Raw genomic sequence first — 17,343 nt, forward strand, 5'->3', positions numbered from 1 at the left:
CGGGAACCCTCAGAGAGCTCCGGTCAGCACGACCGTCAGCCGGTCGCCCTTCATCGAGCCCTCCACCGACAGATGGGTGCGTTTGATGCCGAGATCGTCGGCCAGCTGCTGGCCCTCGCGCTTCATCCCAGGCGGGAAGTACACGGTGTTCTCCGGGATGGAGCCCATCCAGTTGTCCTCGCCCACGACGTTCCAGCCGACCGTCGTGGCCTTCGCCGCGACCTCACCGGCCAGGCCGCCGATGTTGCTGTTGTTGTAGACCTCGACGCTGATCTTGGCGCGGTCGACGGGCGAAGGCTCGGCCTTGGCCGGCTTCTTCGTCTCGGTCTTGGCCGCCTGCGGCGAAGCCGATGCCGATGCCGACGGGCTGCCACCGGCCTGGGCGACCTCCTTGCCCTGGTCGTCGTCGCCCCCGGTCACCCAGAAGATGACGACGGCAATGACGACGGCCACGACGCTCAGAGCGATGACAGGTGTGGGGAGCGCGACGCCGCGCTCCCCCTTCGAAGGACGTACGCAGCCGGTCATTCAGACCTCGAAACCGAGCCGTCTCGCCGAGCGCTGACGCTGCCGGGCCGCGCGGAGCCGTCGCAGCCGGCGCACCAGCAGCGGGTCGGCCTCGAGGGCCTCCGGCTTGTCGATCAGGGCGTTGAGCACCTGGTAGTAGCGGGTGGCCGACATGTTGAACGCCTCACGCACGGCGGCTTCCTTGGCGCCTGCGTACTTCCACCACTGGCGCTCGAAGTCAAGGATCTGCTTGTCGCGCTCGCTGAGGCTCGCGGGGTCCTCACCTGGGCCTGTGACCTGCACGTTTACAGCGCTCATTCCTCGTCCCCCGGTGTTGTCTGCATCTGACGACAGCGTAACCCGCCGAACTACACGGCTGTGGTTCACCCTTCGGCGTGTTACTCGACAGGTATTCCGGACGGGGCGGAAGTCGTGAGTGGAACAACGGCGCGCCGAACCTGGGCCCGGTCTACTAGAGTCGGCGATGTGCAGGCTGACCTGGTAATCGTGGCCAATCGGCTCCCCGTCGATCGAGTGGAGATGCCGGACGGCACGAAGGCGTGGCGACGCTCCCCTGGAGGCCTGGTCAGCGCCCTCGAACCCGTCCTGCGCGCCAACGAGGGCGTCTGGATCGGTTGGCCGGGGGGCACCGACGAGGACCTCGAGCCCTTCGAGGACGACGGTCTCAACCTGCTGCCGATGACGATGACCGCCCAGGACATCGAGGAGCACTACGAAGGCTTCTCCAACGGCACCCTGTGGCCGCTCTACCACGACGTCGTCGCCAAGCCCGAGTTCCACCGCGAGTGGTGGGACGGCTACCAGCGCGTCAACAAGAGGTTCGCCGAGAAGTGCGCCGAGGTCGCCGCCAAGGGCGCGACCGTGTGGGTGCAGGACTACCAGCTCCAGCTGGTCCCGCAGATGCTGCGCGAGCTCCGCCCCGACCTGCGCATCGGCTTCTACCTCCACATCCCGTTCCCACCTGCCGAGCTCTTCCAGCAGGTGCCGTGGCGCCGGCAGCTGCTCGAGGGCCTGCTGGGCGCCGACCTGGTCGGCTTCCAGCTTCCCCAGGCGGCACAGAACTTCGTCCGGCTGGTGCGCCAGCGGGTCGGCCACAAGACCCATCGCGACCTCGTCTACCTCCCCGACGGGCGCACGGTGCACGCGGCCGCCTTCCCGATCTCGATCGACTTCATCGGCTTCGACGAGATGGCCCACGACGAGTCCGTCAACCAGCGCGCCAAGGAGATCCGCCAACAGCTCGGCGACCCGAAGAAGATCCTTCTCGGCGTCGACCGGCTCGACTACACCAAGGGCATCTACGCCCGTCTGCGCGCGTACGGCGAGATGCTCCGCGACACCGAGCTCGACGTCGAGGACGCGATCTTCGTCCAGGTGGCGGTGCCCTCGCGCGAGCGTGTCGAGCAGTACCGCAAGCTGCGCGACGACATCGACCGGCTCGTCGGCCACCTCAACGGCGACCTCGGCCGCATCGGCCGCCCGGCGATCTCCTACCTCCACACCTCGCTGCCACGACACGAGATGGCCGCGCTCTACCGCGCCGCCGACATCATGGTCGTCACGCCCTACCGCGACGGCATGAACCTGGTCGCGAAGGAGTACGTCGCCTGCCGCTACGACAACGACGGCGCCCTCGTCCTCTCCGAGTTCGCCGGCGCGGCCGAGGAGCTGCGCCAGGCCTGGTTGGTGAACCCCTACGACATCAACGGGATGAAGGCCGCGCTGCTGGAAGCGTACTCCGCCGAGCCGAAGGAGCTCACCCGCCGGATGAGGGCGATGCGCAAGCAGGTCGCCTCCAAGGATGTCCGCCACTGGGCCGACACGTTCCTCGAGGTGCTCGCCGCGGTGCAGAGCAGCCACACCAAGAACGTCCTTCCGCCCAACGGCAGCTAGCTCCCCCCGGGCCACTAGAGTCGAGGCCGTGACCACCAACTCTGCTCCGATCAGGTGGGGAATCCTCGGCACCGGCCGGATCGCCCACTCCCTAGCCACCGATCTGATGCTCGTCCCCGACGGCCAACTCGTGGCGGTCGGGTCGCGGAGCAAGGAGTCCGCGGAGACGTTCGCGCAGGTGTACGCCGCCCACGGCCCGGTTCGCGCGCACGGCTCCTACGAGGAGCTGGCCGCCGATGAGGACGTCGACGTCGTCTACGTCGCCTCCCCCCACTCCCACCACCTCGAGCACGCCAGCCTCGTGCTGGAGGCCGGAAAGCACGTCCTGTGCGAGAAGGCGCTGACGCTCAACAGCACCGACTCGCAGACGATGGTCGACCTGGCCACCTCCAAGAAGCTGTTCCTCATGGAGGCCATGTGGATGGCGACCAACCCGATCATCCGGCGCGTCGTCGCCGACGTGCAGTCTGGCCGCTTCGGGGTTCCCCGTCACGTACACGCCGAGCTCGGCTTCGTCGCCGATCCCGACAAGCACCAGCGCCTGCTCGACCCCGCGCTCGGCGCGAGCGCGCTGCTCGACATGGGCATCTACCCGCTCACCTTCGCCCATCTGCTCTTCGGCGAGGCCCGAGCGCTGACCGCTCAGGCCAACATCGGCACGAGCCCTGACGGCGCCTCCGGCGGCACCTTCGACCTGGACCTGGTGATGACCGGGAAGTACGCCGGCAACGAGCTCTCCACCATGGTCGCCTCGGTCACGTCCCACTCCTCCCGCTCGGCGGCCATCGCCACCGACCAGGGCCGCGTCGAGCTGACCGACTTCCACCACCCGTCCTCGGCCGTCTTCAAGCCCGCCAACGGAGACGAGCCCGTCGAGATCGTCGGCGACGAGCCCGTCATCGGCGCTGCGTACGGAAACGAGATCGTCGAGGTGCAGCGCTGCCTGCGTGAGGGGCTCCTGGAGTCCCCGCTGGTCCCGCACAACCAGACGCTCAGCCTGATGCGCCAGATGGACATGATCCGCGAGTCCGTCGGCGCCCGCTACGCCACCGAAGCCTGACGAGTAGTCACCTCACAGGCCGAGTCGTCACCCCCGCCGGCCGAGACGTCACGCACGTCGGCCGAGCTGGCACCTGGATGCCAGCTCGACCGACGCAAGCGACGTCTCGACCGACGTACCTGACGCTTCGGCTCTCAGGCGGTGTTCGGCTTCTCGTTGAAGGAGCCGTGCGGTTGCACGACGTCGAGGAGGTCACGGATCACGTCGGGCCCAAGGGCTCCCCAGTGGTTCTTGTATCCGTAGACGCCGGCGAGGGTGCGTGACTCGTAGTCGCCGTTCATGACCTCGATGTCGTGCGGAGTGATCAGGCCGGGGTGGGCGACGCCGACGGCGGCGGAGACCTTGGTCAGCTCCCTGCGCAGGGTCCTGAGATAGCTGGCGCAGCGATCACCCTTGTCCTGCGGGTCGAGACCGCCGGAGAGCCACTTGCTCTGGGTCGCGACGCCGGTCGGACAGCTGTCGTCGTGGCACTTCTGCGCCTGGATGCAGCCGATCGACAGCATCGCCTCGCGGCCGACGTTGAGCATGTCGGCACCGAGCGCGAAGGCGACCGCGGCGTTCTCCGGCAGACCGAGCTTGGCCGACCCGATGAAGGTGACCGAGTCGGTGAGACCGAGCTCGGCGAAGGTGCCGTAGACCCGCGAGAAGCCGATCCGATACGGCATCGCGACGGCGTCGGAGAAGATCAGCGGCGCAGCGCCGGTGCCGCCCTCGCCACCGTCGACGGTGATGAAGTCGACTCCTCGTTCCCCCGACAGCATCTTGCCGGCGAGCTCCTGCCAGAACTCCATCTCCCCCACAGCCGACTTGATGCCGACCGGCAGTCCCGTCTCGGCGGCGATCATCTCGACGAAGTCGAGCATCGAGTCGACGTCGGAGAAGGCAGAGTGCCGAGACGGCGACACGCAGTCCTTGCCGACCTCGATGCCCCGGATCTCGGCGATCTCCGGGGTCACCTTGGCCGCCGGCAGCAGCCCGCCGAGGCCCGGCTTCGCGCCCTGGGAGAGCTTGATCTCGATCGCCTTGACCGGTGCGGCGGCGACCTTCTCCTTCAACCGCTCGATCGAGAAGGTGCCGTCCGGGTTCCGGCAGCCGAAGTAGGCGGTGCCGATCTGCCACACCAGATCCGCGCCACCCGCGAGATGGTAGGACGAGATGCCGCCCTCGCCGGTGTTGTGCATCGCCCCGGCACGGTGGGCGCCCAGGTTGAGCGCCTTGATCGCCGGACCCGACAGCGATCCGAACGACATCGCCGAGATGTTGACGACCGACTCCGGCCGGAACGCCTTGGCGCGCCCCCGTGGGCCTCCGAGCACCTTCGCCGAGGGCAGCTTCGCGGCCATGTCGTGGTCGTCGGGGAGGCTGTCGGCGAACGTACGGTGCTTGATGTGGATGTGGCCCTGCATGTGCTCGACGTCGTTGTCGGTGCCGAAGCCGAAGTAGTTGTTCTGACCCTTGGACGAGGCGTACACCCAGCGCCGCTGGTCACGACTGAAGGGCCTCTCCTCGTCGTTGCTGGTCACGATGTACTGCCGCAGCTCCGGACCGATCTTCTCCATCAGGTAGCGCGCATGCCCGATCACCGGGAAGTTCCTCAGGATCGCGTGCTTGCGCTGGGTCAGGTCGCGCGCGGCGACCACACCGGCAGCAACCGCTGCTCCTCCGAGGAGGGTCGTCATCTTCATGTACGTCTTCCTACCGGGCGGTCACCCACTTGTAAACGTGGCGACGGTGTCGTCGGTTCGCTCAGGCGAGCTCGGGGATGACCTGCGACTCGAAGAGCTCGAGCGAGGAGCGGTCGTAGGCGGCATCGGGGAAGTAGCCGATGGCGTACGTCATCCCGAGCTCCTCCATCGCCTTGAGCCGCTCGACGACCTGTTCGGGAGTGCCGGCGAGCGCGCCGGGGCCGCTGCTGTTCGCGATGATCTCGGCGGTCTTGTCCTCACCGAGGTGCGGCAGCAGCCGCGCCTTCCAGGCGGCCAGCTTGTCGGCGACCTCGGCCTCGGTCTCGCCCAGCACCACGTTGTAGTTGGAGGAGCGGGTGATCTCGGAGAAGTCACGCCCGAGGCTCTCGCAGTGCGCCGCGAGGATGTCCGACTTGGCCTTGAACGTCTCCGGGTCGCCGAGGAAGTTGGTGTAGTCGGCGTACTGCGCGGCGATCTTCAGGGTCACCTTCTCGCCACCACCCGCGATCCACAGCGGGATCCCGGAGCGGCCCTTCTGGATCGGCAGCGGCTGGCAGATGGCGCCGTCGACCTGGTAGTACTTCCCGTCCAGCGACGAGACGCCCGTGGTCCAGGCCTGCTGGAAGATCTGGACGCCCTCGCGGAGCATCCCGAGCCGGTCACGGGCCTCGGGGAAGCCGTAGCCGTAAGCGCGCCACTCGTGCTCGTACCACCCCGCGCCGATCCCCATCTCGATCCGGCCACCGCTGATGTGGTCGGTGGTCGCGGCGACCTTCGCCAGGTAGGCCGGGTTGCGGTAGGACATGCACGAGCACATCTGGCCGAGCCGCACCCGCGACGTCACCGCGCCCAGACCGGCCATCAGCGACCAGGCCTCGTGCGTGGCCTCCTCGGACGGAACCGGCGTGGTGTGGAAGTGGTCGTAGACCCAGATGCTCTCCCAGGAGGAGCCGGAGTCTGCGTACGTCGCCAGGTCCTTCATCGTCGTCCACTGGTCCGCCGGGTCGATCCCGACGAGGTCGAAGCGCCATCCCTGCGGGACGAAGAAACCGAACTTCATGTCTACTCCTTGATGAGTCCAACCTGAGCTGCCACGGACAACTTAACCCTCGGCGCCAGCCGATACCCTCACCTTTTATGAGCGCACTCGCCGGACTCGTGGACAAGGGCCTGATGGCATCCGACTGGGCCGAGGCGCTGGCGCCGGCCGAGCCGCAGATCGAGCAGATGGGCCGCTTCCTGCGCGACGAGCTGGCGGCGAGACGGCCCTACCTCCCCGACGGCGACCGGATCTTCAACGCCTTCCGGCGACCGCTGCGAGACGTACGCGTCCTGATCGTCGGCCAGGACCCCTACCCGACCATCGGCCACCCGATCGGCCTCAGCTTCGCGGTTGAGAAGGACGTACGTCCGCTGCCGGCGTCGCTGCGCAACATCTACGCCGAGCTGGCCACCGACCTCGACCTGAAGATGCCCGAGCACGGCGACCTTTCGGCCTGGGCCGACCGCGGGGTGATGCTGCTCAACACCTCTCTGACGGTGCGGCCCGGAGCTCCCGCCTCACACTCCAAGAAGGGCTGGGAGGAGGTCACCGGGCGGGCGATCGACGTGCTCGGCAAGCGCGGCGGGCCACTGGTCGCGATCCTGTGGGGCAGGCACGCGCAGAACTTCGAGCCGCGCCTCGACAAGGTGCCGGCGATCAAGTCCGTCCACCCCTCGCCGCTCTCCGCGCGCCGTGGGTTCTTCGGGTCCCGGCCGTTCTCGCGCGCCAACGCCCTCCTGGTCGAGCAGGGCGCTTCGCCGATCGACTGGTCCCTGCCTGACTAACTAGGATCGGACCATCGGCGGCGAACGGGGGGGCACGTGGGCGAGAACGCGACCGGACCGACGCTGTCGGTGCCACGCCGGCTCAAGATCACCGGCACCATCGTCGTCGTCCTGCTGGCGGTCTGGGCCGCTGCGCTCGGCGCCCGGACCCTGCTGGACCGGGCAGCTCCTCCGGAGTTCCCCGCGGCCGACGTACGCGACTGGGCGACCTTCGCCGACCACGTCGTCCTGGGCACCGCCGGCCCCGACGACACAGACCGGCTGCAGGTCACGACCGTCCTGTGGAGCCGGCAGGGATCCCACCCGATCGGTCGTCAGATCACGATCGAGGCCGAGATGACCGCGGACGAGGTGTACGCCGTGCCGGTGGCCTGGATCGAGGACGGCAGCAGCGACGGGCGCTGGGTCGCACTGGCGGCCGATGCCGTGCTCCCTCTCGACGGCGGGCGGATCACTGGGGGTGGCGCCACCTGGGCGGCCGACCACGCCGGGGAGTCGCCCCGGACCCTCGCCACCGAGCTCTACGAGACCGGACCACACCCGGCCGCCGTCCCCTACCTCTACGAGAGTCTCGAACAACGCCTCGCCGCTGTGGAGCGGTAGGTAGAATTCTGGCGTGAGCCAGGATTCCCCCACGCTGCCCCAGCGCACGAACTGGCTTCGGGCCGGGGGTTGGGCGCTCGGCTTCGTCGCCCTGCTGTGGGTGCTCGAGGCCACCGACTACATCAGCGGTCACCAGCTCGACACGCTCGGCATCGTGCCGCGCACCGACGCCGGCTTGCTCGGCATCGTCTTCGCGCCGGTGCTCCACTTCGGCTGGGCCCACCTCTACGGCAACACCGTGCCCGCGCTCGTCCTCGGTTTCCTGGTCCTCGCCTCTGGCGTCGGTCGAGGGATCGTGGCGACGCTGATCATCTGGGTGGTCGGCGGCGTCGGCGTCTGGGTGATGTCGCCTCCGGGCAGCATCACCGCCGGGACCTCGATGCTGATCTTCGGCTGGCTGGTCTACCTGATCATGCGCGGCCTGTTCAGCCACCGCGTCAGCCAGATCGTCATCGGCGTGCTCATCTTCCTGGCCTACGGCAGCCTGCTGCTCGGGGTGCTCCCCGGACAGACCGGCGTCTCCTGGCAGGGCCACCTCTTCGGCGCGATCGGTGGCGCGCTGGCAGCCTGGCTGCTCCACGACCCGTCCCAGAAGCAGGCCCCGAAGCAGGCCCACAAGAAGACCGCCTGAACGAGCTGATGGAGACTGGTTCCATGCAGATCCTCTCCATCCAGTCGCACGTGGCCTTCGGCTACGTCGGCAACTCGGCGGCCGTCTTCCCGATCCAGCGCCTCGGGCACGAGGTCTGGCCGGTGCTCACCGTCAACTTCTCCAACCACACCGGCTACGGCGCGTGGCGCGGACCGGTCGTGGACGCTGACCAGGTCGCCGGGGTCATCGAGGGGATCTCCGAGCGCGACGGTCTCTCCACCGTCTCCGCGGTGCTGTCCGGCTACCAGGGCGACCCGGCGGTCGGCGCGGTGATCCTGGACTCCGTACGCCGCGTGAAGGCGCTCAACCCGCGAGCCCTCTACTGCTGCGACCCGGTGATGGGCGACGTCGGGCGCGGGATGTTCGTCCGGGAGGGCATCCCGGAGTTCATGCGCGACGAGGTCGTTCCGGCGGCCGACGTGATCACGCCCAACCACTTCGAGCTCAACTTCCTCGCCGGCGTGGAGTCGACCGAGACCCTGGAGGAGGTGCTCGCCGCCGTCGACGTCGTCCGCGAGTCGGGTCCCTCGAACGTGCTCGTGACCTCGGTGATCACCGAGGACCCGACCCACCTCGACCTGATCGCGGTCTCCGACGAGGGGGCCTGGTCGGTCACCACTCCCCTGCTCCCGATCTCCCCCAACGGTGGTGGCGACGTCACCGCGGCGGTCTACCTCTCCCACCTGCTCTCGACCGGTTCGACCCCGACCGCTCTGGGACGCACCGCGAACACCCTTTTCGCCATCCTCGACCGCACCCTCAGGTCCGGCCGCCGCGAGCTCGAGCTCATCGCCTCGCAGGACGACATCGCCAACCCGCCGACGACGTACGAGGTCACTCAGCTCCGCTGAGCAGTGAACGGAGCCGGTGACAGGAGTCGAACCCGCGACATCCTCATTACAAGTGAGGCGCTCTACCAACTGAGCTACACCGGCATGCCGTGCGTCTCCGCGACGGCGGGACAATCGTAGCCAGTCAGGGCCCCGAGTGCGTATCCGGCGTGTCGAGCAAACCCCAGACTCGCCCAGAAGCAACCCTCGGGAACACTCCCGTGGCGGGCGTCTGAGAGTGTTTCCCTTCATCCGAGCGACTTGTAGACGAAGGGAAGACGGATGACGGACATCTTGGGCGCCATCAACGGTGTCATCTGGAGCAACTGGCTCGTGTATCTGTGTCTCGCCGCGGGGGTGTACTTCTCCGTGCGGTCACGGCTACTCCAGGTGAGGCACTTCCCGGAGATGATCCGGCTTCTCGCACGCGGGGAGAAGTCGGCCTCCGGGGTCTCCTCGTTCCAGGCGCTCGCGATGTCGCTGGCCGGACGCGTGGGGACGGGCAACATCGCCGGGGTCGCCACCGCGATCGCGTTCGGTGGCCCCGGCGCGATGTTCTGGATGTGGGCGGTCGCTTTCCTCGGCGCCTCGACCTCCTTCGTGGAGAGCACGCTGGGCCAGATCTACAAGACCCGTGACCCGCTGACCGGCGAGTACCGCGGCGGGCCGGCCTACTACTTCAGCCGAGCCTTCGCGCACACCCGCGCCCGCCGCTACTTCACCGTCTACGGGTTCATCTTCGCGGCCGTGACCGTGCTGGCCTGCGGCGTACTCCTTCCCGGCGTCCAGGCGAACTCGATGACCGCCAGCATGACCAACGCCTGGGGCGTCCCGACCTGGGGCGTTGCGATCGCGACGGTCATCGTGTTCGCGTTCGTCGTGGTCGGCGGCGTCAAGCGCATCGCGTCGTTCGCGACGCTCGTGGTGCCGTTCATGGCGGTCGCGTACGTCTTCGTCGCCATGATCGTCGTGTTCGTCAACGCCGACAAGATCCCGGCGGTCCTCAGCGACATCTTCTCGAGCGCCTTCGGCCTCCACTCCACGTTCGGCGCCGTGCTCGGTCTGGCCGTGATGTGGGGCGTCAAGCGCGGCGTCTACTCCAACGAGGCGGGGCAGGGGACGGGGCCGCACGCGGCGGCGGCCGCCGAGGTCTCCCACCCGGCGAAGCAGGGTCTGGTCCAGGCGTTCGCCGTGTACGTCGACACCCTGTTCGTCTGCTCGGCGACGGGCTTCCTGATCCTGTCCACCGGTGCCTACCGGGTCTTCGAGGACGGCAGCGAGACCGGCGGTGTGCTCGTCGACGGTGGCATCCTCGCCGCAGGCGCGGAGGTCGGCCCGGCCTACACGCAGTCGGCCTTCGACACGGTGTTCCCCGGGGTCGGCGCCTCCTTCATCGCCATCTCGCTGGCGTTCTTCTGCTTCACGACGATGGTCGCCTACTACTACATGGCCGAGACGAACCTGCGCTTCATCGTCGGCCGGTTCGCAACCGTTCGGCTGGGCGGGGAGCGCGGGGTCACGATCGGACGGGTGACCACGCTTGCCCTGCAGGCCGTCATCCTGGCCGCGTCCGCGTACGGCTGCGTGTCGACGGCCAGCGACGCCTGGACGCTCGGCGACATCGGTGTCGGCCTGATGGCGTGGCTCAACATCCTCGGCATCCTCGTCCTCCAGCAGCCCGCGTTCAAGGCACTCCGTGACTACGAGAAGCAGAAGAAGCAGGGACTCGACCCGGTGTTCGACCCGCACGCACTGAACATCACCGGAGCCACCTACTGGGAGACCTACGAGCGGAAGTCCGAGCGGGTCTAGCCTCACTCGCTCTCGGCGGGGCGTTCCAGCGGGACGTACTCGTGGGCGGTGAGGGCCCCGTTGGTCTCCAGCTCGATCGACTGGAGGCCGACGGGGAGCCCGTCGGCGTAGGTGATCAGGGTGACCTCGGCGGTGCGGCGGATCTTCCCCATCGCGAAGGCGTACGCAGCGCCACCGGTGGTGCCGTTGGTGTAGGTCCAACCGGTCTCGCCGTTCTCGCCGGTCACCTCGGTCGGCCCCTGGTGCACGTGGCGGTGGCCGCCGACGACGAGGGTCGCGCAGCCCCGGCGCAGGGTCTCGCGCCCCAGCGCCGGGTCGTGGACGAGGAGCGTCGCGACCGGCGTACCCTCTTCCTTCGAGGCGCAGGCGATGTCGGCCAGCTTCGAGCCGGCGTCCTCGAGGCTGACACCCTTCTCGTCGATCCAGTTGCCGAGGCCGCTGGTGCGGGGGTCGGGGGCGCCGAGGAGCGTCGAGCCGCCCGGACCGTCGACGACCTCGCCCTCGAGCATGGTCCAGCCCCTGTCGGCCAGGTAGTCGCCGACCGTCGGACCGTGGTCGTGGTTGCCGGTGACCGCCCACTTGTCCAGGCCGTCGCTCGCGTCGGTCAGGGAGTCGAGGGAGAAGGTCTCCCAGTCGGACCCGGTCGAGGTGTCGTCACCGCCGCCGAGGATGCCGGTCGCACCGCCCTCGTCGGCGATCGCACGCATCACCGAGTCCATGCCGACGTTGTCGTGTCGGTCGGAGACCAGGGCCACCACGGTCTCGTCCTCGGCCGGCTCCCGCAGCGCGAGGTCCGGGACCTTCTCGACCACCTTCTCGTAGAAGGTCCGGCTGGAGTTGTAGGTGTCGACGGCACTGGCCACCAGCCGGCGGGTCTGGTTGGCGTAGGCGTCACCACGGACCTCCACCCCGGCCAGCTCGTCGGGCACCGGGATCTCCGGACCGAGGAAGTCGGCCAGCAGGGTCCAGTCACCGGAGACCGGGCCGGCCTCCTTGTCTGATGCGGGCGCTATGGACTCGCCCCAGGGCTGCCAGACCGCGACCGCGAGCAGCGACACCGTGACCGCCCCGACGCCGGCAGCGGTGAGTCCGTGTCTCGTCCGGGTCGCGGCGGACAGCTGTCTGCGCAGGTCAGCGCGGCGTGAGGAGCCGGGCAGCCGCCAGATCAGCACCACGCCGGCGACGATCGTCAAGGAGATCGCGGCGCCACGGAGCACCGCCGCCACGAGCATCGACTCGACCATCTCCACCACGACGGCGCGCTGGCCGTCGGGCGCCGAGCCGAGCACCGCGTAGCGCTCGAAGAGCTCGTCCATCGATCTCAGCTCGGTCTTCCCGAGAGTGACGTCGACACCGACCGGGCCACCGACGTCCAGGCGTACGTCGGGCAGCACCGGTCCGGTGTGGATGATCGCCTTGCCCGACAGCGTCGGGCGCAGGACCGAGTCGTGACCGGCCAGGACCACCTGACGCTCGCTGGACAGGAAGAGCCACGTGCTCACCACCGCGGCGAGCACGAGCCACAACGCACCTAGCCCCGCCCAGACGGCGAGGCCACGGAGCAGGGCTCGGCGAGAGATCAGCGACGCGCCTCTGCGACGGCGTAGAGCACGACCGACGCAGCGACGCCGGCGTTGAGGGACTCGACTGAGTTGGCCATCGGGATCGACACTATCTGGTCGCAGGTTTCCTGGACCAGGCGCGAGAGACCGCCGCCCTCGGCGCCGACGACGATCACCAGCGGGCCGTCGGCGAGACCGTCGGGGGCGCCCAGCTCGGGCAGCGTGATGTCGCCCTCCATGTCGAGCCCGACGACCATGCAGCCGGCCTCCTGGTAGGCCTTGAGCTGACGGGTCAGGTTGACCGTCTGCGCGACCGGGATCCGGGACGCGGCGCCGGCGCTCGTCTTCCAGGCGGCGGCGGTGATCCCGGCGGCACGCCGCTCCGGGATCACGACGCCGTGGGCGCCGAAGCCCGCAGCCGAACGCACGATGGCGCCCAGGTTGCGGGGGTCGGTGATCTGGTCGAGCACCACGATCAGCGGCTTCTCCCCGATCTCGGCAGCGCGGTCGAGCAGGTCGTCGGCATGGGCGTACTCGTAGGCGGGGATCCGCGCGGCCAGCCCCTGGTGGCCGTTGAACCCGGTCATCCGGTCGAGCTCGACCTTGGTCACCTCGAGCAGCGAGATGCCCTTCTCGGAGGCGAGCAGGAACGCCTCGCGCAGCCGCCCGTCGCGCTCGGCGCCCTCGGCGACATAGAGACCGTTGACCGGTACGTCCTCACGCAGCGCCTCGACCACGGAGTTGCGCCCGATGATCCACTCGGCGTCGCCGGCGGACCGCTTGCGCGGGCCCTTGTTGCGCTGCTCGGAGGCCTGAGCCGCCTTGTGGGCCTTGTGGTAGGGCCGGTCCTTCGCCTTCGGGGTCGGGCCCTTGCCCTCCAAGCCCTTGCGCCGGTTGCCGCCGGTGCCGGCCTGGGCACCCTTCTTACGGCCCTTCGCGATCGAGCCGCGACGTTGGGAGTTGCCTGCCATCAGTTAACGCTCCATTTCGGACCCTCAGGGGTGTCCTCGATCTCGATCCCGGCTTCCTTGAGCCGGTCTCGCATTGCATCAGCGCGGGCCCAGTCCTTGGCGGCGCGCGCCTGGGCACGCTCGTCCAGGACCCCGCGGACCAGTACGTCCAGCGCACCGGTCAGCTTCTCGTCCTCGCCGCTCGCCTGGCCCCACGCGGGGTCGGCGGGGTCGAGGCCGAGGATGTCCAGCATCGCGCGGACGCTCGCGGCGACCCCGCGCAGCGCCGGGCTGTCGCCGTCTGCGAGCAGCTTGTTGCCCTCGCGGACGACCTCGTGCAGGGCGGCGACAGCGGCGGGAGTGCCGAGGTCGTCGTCCATGGCGTTGACGAAGTCGGCGCACGGGACGCCGTCGGCCGGGGCGACCTCCATCGAGCTGGCCCCCATCACCGACGCCGCCCGCTCCAGGAAGCCTTCGATCCGCTGGAACCCGACGGCCGCCTCATGGAGGGCCTCGAAGGAGAACTCGACGTGGGAGCGGTAGTGGGCCGCGACCAGGTAGTAGCGCAGCTCGATGCCGCGTACCTGCTTCAGGACCTCCGGGATGACCAGCGAGTTGCCCAGCGACTTCGACATCTTCTCACCGGAGGTGGTGATCCAGGCGTTGTGCAGCCAGTAGCTCGCGAACGGTCGGCCGGCGGCGCGTGACTGCGCCTGCTCGTTCTCGTGGTGCGGGAAGCGCAGGTCCAGGCCGCCACCGTGGAAGTCGAAGGCCGGACCGAGGTACTTCCCGGCCATCGCCGAGCACTCGATGTGCCAGCCGGGCCGTCCCAGACCCCAGGGCGAGGGCCACGAGGCGGTCTCCGGCTCGGAGACCTTGCGGCCCTTCCACAGCGCGAAGTCGCGCGGGTCGTGCTTGCCCCGCGGGTCGGCGTCGGCGGCGGCCTCCATGTCGTCGACCTTCTGCCCGGAGAGCTCGCCGTAGGTCGGCCAGGAGCGCACGTCGAAGTAGACATCTGCCGAACCGTCTTCGGCGGCGTAGGCGTGGCCCTTCGCGATCAGCTCCTCGATCAGCGCGACGATCTCGGGGATGTGGCCGGTCGCCAGCGGCTCGTAGGTCGGCCGGGCGACGTTGAGCGAGGCATAGGCGGCGTCGAGCTCACGGTGCATCTCGTAGCCGAGGTTGTACCAGGGCCGGCCCTGGTCGGCCGACTTCGCCAGGATCTTGTCGTCGATGTCGGTGACGTTGCGGATGAACGTGGTCTCGTAGCCCGACGCCCGCAGCCAGCGCTGCAGCACGTCGAAGTTCACCCCGCTCCGCACATGTCCGACATGCGGCTCGCTCTGGACGGTCAGGCCACAGACATAGAGCGACGCCTTGCCGGGCTGCAAGGGCGTGAAGTCACGTACTTCACGGGTCGCCGAGTCATAGAGCCTGAGTGCCATGCTCCAAGTCTAGGGAAGTACGGGTGTTCCCTACCCATCGCGACGCACGATGAGCGAGCGCCAGCGGGCGAACAACGGGTGTTTCATCGGACCCTGTCGGTATCCTCGCGCTTGCGCTACCGGCGTGGCGCGATGAGCGCGGTTGCGATCGCGGCGACGCCCTCGCCGCGTCCGGTGAGCCCGAGACCGTCGGTGGTCGTCGCCGTCACGGTGACTGACGCGCCGGCCGCCGTGGAGAGCGCTTGGTTGGCCTCATCGCGCCGAGGACCGATCTTGGGCCGGTTGCCGATCACCTGGACCGCGATGTTGCCGATCTCGAAGCCGGCCTCGCGGACCCGGCGCGCGGCCTCCGCCAGCAGGGCGACCCCGGCTGCTCCGGCCCACTCGGGCTCGGAGGTGCCGAAGTTCGACCCCAGGTCGCCGAGGCCGGCCGCGGAGAAGAGCGCGTCGCAGCAGGCGTGGGCGGCGACGTCGCCGTCGGAGTGCCCGGCCAGCCCCTGCAGCTCGTCGGGAAAGGCCAGGCCGGCCACGTGCATCGGGACACCGTCGGCAAGGCTGTGTACGTCGGTCCCGATGCCGACCAGAGGAAGCTGCACGCTCCGAAGTCTCCCAGATCCCCGGCCTATCGGACGCAGTCAGGTCGTCTTCCGGTGCCCGACCTGGACGACGCCGTCGAGGACCCGGACCTCGTAGGCAGGAATGGTCACGTGCGGGTCGTCCAGGCACTGTCCCGTACGCAGGTCGAACCCGTGCCGGTGGACGGGCGAGGCCACGAACGGCACCCCGTCACGGACCCCGACGATGCCCCTGGCGATCACCGACGCCTTGGCGAACGGATCGTGGTTGCCCAGCGCGTAGACGACGTCGTCGGACATCCGGAAGATGGCGACGGCCTGGCCGTGGACCAGCGCCGTGGCGCCGCGCTCCACCTCGAGCTCGTCGACCTGGCAGACGTGCTGCCAGTCTCCGTCCTCATACAGCGGTATCCGCTCGCTCATGCCGTCGCAGGCCCGAGCCGCTTCGTCGACATACGTCGGTCCTCCCTTCGGTGGAATCGACCGTAGGGCGCGTGGCAGCCGCCTCCTGTTTCGGTTTGTAACGGGTGCGTAAACACCAGCGCCCAGGCCATCGGTCCAGTCCGTCGGCCAGTCCGTCGATCCGGCCCGTCGGCCGGCTCCGGCGCCGAACGGATAATCTCCTGGGGTGCCTGCCGCTCTCGTACTCCTGGCCGCCGGCTCCGGCACCCGCGTCGGGGCCGCCGCCAACAAGGTGCTGCTCCCGCTCGACGGGTCCGGCGATCCGGCCTCCTCAGCCCTCGGCCTCTCGCTCCGGACAGCTCTCGAGGTGCCGGACGTGCACCGTGTCGTCCTGGTCGTACGCAGCGGCGACGAGGAGGCGGTCGCGGCCGTCGCTCAGCCCCTGCTCGGCGAGCGCGAGGTCGCGATGGTCACCGGCGGCGAGACCCGCCACGCCTCCGAGCAGGCTGCGCTCGGGGTGCTCCGGGCCGACATCGAGGCCGGCGAGATCGACGTGGTGGCGATCCACGACACCGCCCGGCCGCTGGCCACACCGGACCTCTACACCACGGTCATCGGCGTCGCCCGTGAGCACGGCGGCGCCATCCCGGCCGCCCCGCTCACCCACCTCTCGACGCGTGACCTTCAGCCTGTGGCCGGTGCTCTCGTCGGCGTACAGACGCCGCAGGCCTTCCGGGCCGCCGACCTCCTGGCCGCCTACGCGCAGGCCGCGGCCGACGGCTTCGACGGCACCGACACCGGCGCCACCCTGGAGCGCTACTCCCCCGGCGTACGCATCGTCGCGGTCCCCAGCACCCAGCTGAACCTCAAGGTGACCTTCGCCGACGATCTGCGCGCGGCCGCGGCGCTGCTCAGCTGAGCGCCAGGCCCTCCAGAAGGCGGATGTCCTCCTCGGAGGTCACCCGGCGACCGATCGGCGGAGCCTCGATCGAGACGACCGGGAACCGGCCGGCCAGCTCGGCCGCGATCTCGGCGAAGTCGCCGGTCGGCCAGTCGTCCAGCGAGGCGACGACGGCGGGCGGCAGCACGATCGGCGAGGTGACCGAGACCATCGCGTCACGGTCCACGGTCTCGCCGAGCACCGGCACCCCTTCCTCGACAGCGAGCTTCTTCACCGTGTCCGTGACCGGGCGTACGCCGATCACGACCGCATCACGCTCGAGCGCGGTCGAGACGCAGTGGGCGATGAAGGCCGGCGGGGTCATCGGGCACAGTGAGTCGTGGAGCACCAACGGCTCCTCGGCGGCCACGATCCCTTCCCAGGATGCGGTGAAGTCGACGGGGGTCACGCCGGACTCCCCGAGGGACCAGGTCGCCGCGGCGACCAGCGCCTCACCCTGGATCAGCGCGAACGGCAGCGATCCGCGGCCGTCCTCGGCAACCGTCCCGAGGGCGGACGGGAGCTCGGCGGTCTCATCGATCTCGTCGTACTCGGCGTAGGGGTCGTCCATGTGAGCCA

The 17,343-nt window shown here is 69.2% G+C and carries 18 protein-coding genes and 1 tRNA gene; 8 read left to right on the top strand and 11 right to left on the bottom strand.

The window, feature by feature from the left end; genetic code table 11:
* Positions 1-9: 9 nt before the first annotated feature.
* Together BJ988_RS20620 and BJ988_RS20625 are read right to left on the bottom strand one after the other, a co-directional pair.
* The gene (locus BJ988_RS20620; protein WP_179659784.1) at positions 10-528 is read right to left on the bottom strand and encodes a LytR C-terminal domain-containing protein; all 519 of its coding nucleotides are present in this window, start codon (positions 526-528) and stop codon (positions 10-12) included.
* Positions 529-825, bottom strand: coding sequence for a DUF3263 domain-containing protein (locus BJ988_RS20625; protein ID WP_091046051.1), 297 nt, complete (start codon positions 823-825; stop codon positions 529-531). It lies immediately after the preceding gene.
* Positions 826-993: 168 nt separating this feature from the next.
* Here BJ988_RS20625 and BJ988_RS20630 point away from each other — a divergent pair, with 168 nt between their 5' ends.
* Both BJ988_RS20630 and BJ988_RS20635 read left to right on the top strand, forming a co-directional pair.
* The gene (locus BJ988_RS20630; RefSeq protein WP_343051711.1) at positions 994-2,421 is read left to right on the top strand and encodes an alpha,alpha-trehalose-phosphate synthase (UDP-forming); all 1,428 of its coding nucleotides are present in this window, start codon (positions 994-996) and stop codon (positions 2,419-2,421) included.
* Positions 2,422-2,449: 28 nt separating this feature from the next.
* Positions 2,450-3,481 (top strand): Gfo/Idh/MocA family oxidoreductase, encoded by a 1,032-nt coding sequence (locus BJ988_RS20635; protein ID WP_179659785.1) that lies wholly within the window; start codon positions 2,450-2,452, stop codon positions 3,479-3,481.
* A gap of 134 nt (positions 3,482-3,615) precedes the next feature.
* Here the strand turns inward: BJ988_RS20635 and BJ988_RS20640 are convergent, their stop codons facing one another.
* The gene (locus tag BJ988_RS20640; RefSeq protein ID WP_179659786.1) at positions 3,616-5,166 is read right to left on the bottom strand and encodes an FMN-binding glutamate synthase family protein; all 1,551 of its coding nucleotides are present in this window, start codon (positions 5,164-5,166) and stop codon (positions 3,616-3,618) included.
* A 61-nt stretch (positions 5,167-5,227) separates the two neighbouring features.
* Positions 5,228-6,226 carry an LLM class F420-dependent oxidoreductase gene (locus BJ988_RS20645; RefSeq protein ID WP_179659787.1) on the bottom strand — a complete coding sequence of 333 codons (999 nt, stop codon included), beginning with the start codon at positions 6,224-6,226 and terminating at the stop codon, positions 5,228-5,230.
* Between the two features lie 77 nt (positions 6,227-6,303).
* Between BJ988_RS20645 and BJ988_RS20650 the strand changes: the two genes are divergently transcribed.
* Genes BJ988_RS20650 through pdxY form a run of 4 tightly spaced genes read left to right on the top strand, consistent with a single transcriptional unit; the run spans position 6,304 to position 9,099 of the window.
* Complete coding sequence (locus BJ988_RS20650) at positions 6,304-6,993, top strand: uracil-DNA glycosylase (protein WP_179659788.1); 690 nt, start codon at positions 6,304-6,306, stop codon at positions 6,991-6,993.
* A 36-nt stretch (positions 6,994-7,029) separates the two neighbouring features.
* Complete coding sequence (locus tag BJ988_RS20655) at positions 7,030-7,596, top strand: hypothetical protein (protein WP_179659789.1); 567 nt, start codon at positions 7,030-7,032, stop codon at positions 7,594-7,596.
* A gap of 13 nt (positions 7,597-7,609) precedes the next feature.
* Positions 7,610-8,227 (top strand): rhomboid family intramembrane serine protease, encoded by a 618-nt coding sequence (locus BJ988_RS20660; RefSeq protein WP_179659790.1) that lies wholly within the window; start codon positions 7,610-7,612, stop codon positions 8,225-8,227.
* Between the two features lie 23 nt (positions 8,228-8,250).
* Positions 8,251-9,099 (top strand): pyridoxal kinase PdxY, encoded by an 849-nt coding sequence (gene pdxY, locus BJ988_RS20665; RefSeq protein ID WP_179659791.1) that lies wholly within the window; start codon positions 8,251-8,253, stop codon positions 9,097-9,099.
* Between the two features lie 11 nt (positions 9,100-9,110).
* Here pdxY and BJ988_RS20670 read toward each other — a convergent pair.
* A tRNA-Thr gene (locus BJ988_RS20670) sits at positions 9,111-9,183 on the bottom strand.
* Between the two features lie 177 nt (positions 9,184-9,360).
* Between BJ988_RS20670 and BJ988_RS20675 the strand changes: the two genes are divergently transcribed.
* Positions 9,361-10,890 (top strand): alanine/glycine:cation symporter family protein, encoded by a 1,530-nt coding sequence (locus BJ988_RS20675; protein ID WP_179659792.1) that lies wholly within the window; start codon positions 9,361-9,363, stop codon positions 10,888-10,890.
* Positions 10,891-10,892: 2 nt separating this feature from the next.
* Here BJ988_RS20675 and BJ988_RS20680 read toward each other — a convergent pair whose 3' ends face one another.
* The 5 genes from BJ988_RS20680 to nirD all read right to left on the bottom strand — a co-directional run bounded on the left by BJ988_RS20680 (position 10,893) and on the right by nirD (position 15,845).
* Positions 10,893-12,407 (bottom strand): metallophosphoesterase, encoded by a 1,515-nt coding sequence (locus BJ988_RS20680; RefSeq protein WP_343051844.1) that lies wholly within the window; start codon positions 12,405-12,407, stop codon positions 10,893-10,895.
* Between the two features lie 62 nt (positions 12,408-12,469).
* On the bottom strand, positions 12,470-13,423 hold the full coding sequence (gene rlmB / locus BJ988_RS20685) for a 23S rRNA (guanosine(2251)-2'-O)-methyltransferase RlmB (RefSeq protein ID WP_179659794.1): 954 nt from the start codon (positions 13,421-13,423) through the stop codon (positions 12,470-12,472).
* On the bottom strand, positions 13,423-14,847 hold the full coding sequence (cysS, locus tag BJ988_RS20690) for a cysteine--tRNA ligase (protein WP_179659795.1): 1,425 nt from the start codon (positions 14,845-14,847) through the stop codon (positions 13,423-13,425). The genes rlmB and cysS overlap by 1 nt, the downstream gene beginning before the upstream one ends.
* A 116-nt stretch (positions 14,848-14,963) precedes the next feature.
* Positions 14,964-15,443, bottom strand: a complete 480-nt coding sequence (gene ispF / locus BJ988_RS20695; protein WP_179659796.1) for a 2-C-methyl-D-erythritol 2,4-cyclodiphosphate synthase — start codon at positions 15,441-15,443, stop codon at positions 14,964-14,966.
* A gap of 39 nt (positions 15,444-15,482) precedes the next feature.
* The gene (nirD, locus tag BJ988_RS20700) at positions 15,483-15,845 is read right to left on the bottom strand and encodes a nitrite reductase small subunit NirD (protein WP_179659797.1); all 363 of its coding nucleotides are present in this window, start codon (positions 15,843-15,845) and stop codon (positions 15,483-15,485) included.
* A gap of 205 nt (positions 15,846-16,050) precedes the next feature.
* On the opposite strand from nirD, the gene BJ988_RS20705 reads away from it, so the two are divergent.
* Positions 16,051-16,743: a 2-C-methyl-D-erythritol 4-phosphate cytidylyltransferase gene (locus BJ988_RS20705; protein WP_179659798.1), complete on the top strand. Its 693-nt coding sequence runs from the start codon at positions 16,051-16,053 to the stop codon at positions 16,741-16,743.
* Here BJ988_RS20705 and BJ988_RS20710 read toward each other — a convergent pair.
* Positions 16,736-17,335 (bottom strand): glycosyltransferase family protein, encoded by a 600-nt coding sequence (locus BJ988_RS20710; RefSeq protein WP_218861006.1) that lies wholly within the window; start codon positions 17,333-17,335, stop codon positions 16,736-16,738. The two genes, BJ988_RS20705 and BJ988_RS20710, sit on opposite strands and share 8 nt — an antisense overlap.
* Positions 17,336-17,343: the final 8 nt, after the last annotated feature.

It is taken from the genome of Nocardioides panzhihuensis (assembly GCF_013408335.1).
Lineage (GTDB): Bacteria > Actinomycetota > Actinomycetes > Propionibacteriales > Nocardioidaceae > Nocardioides > Nocardioides panzhihuensis.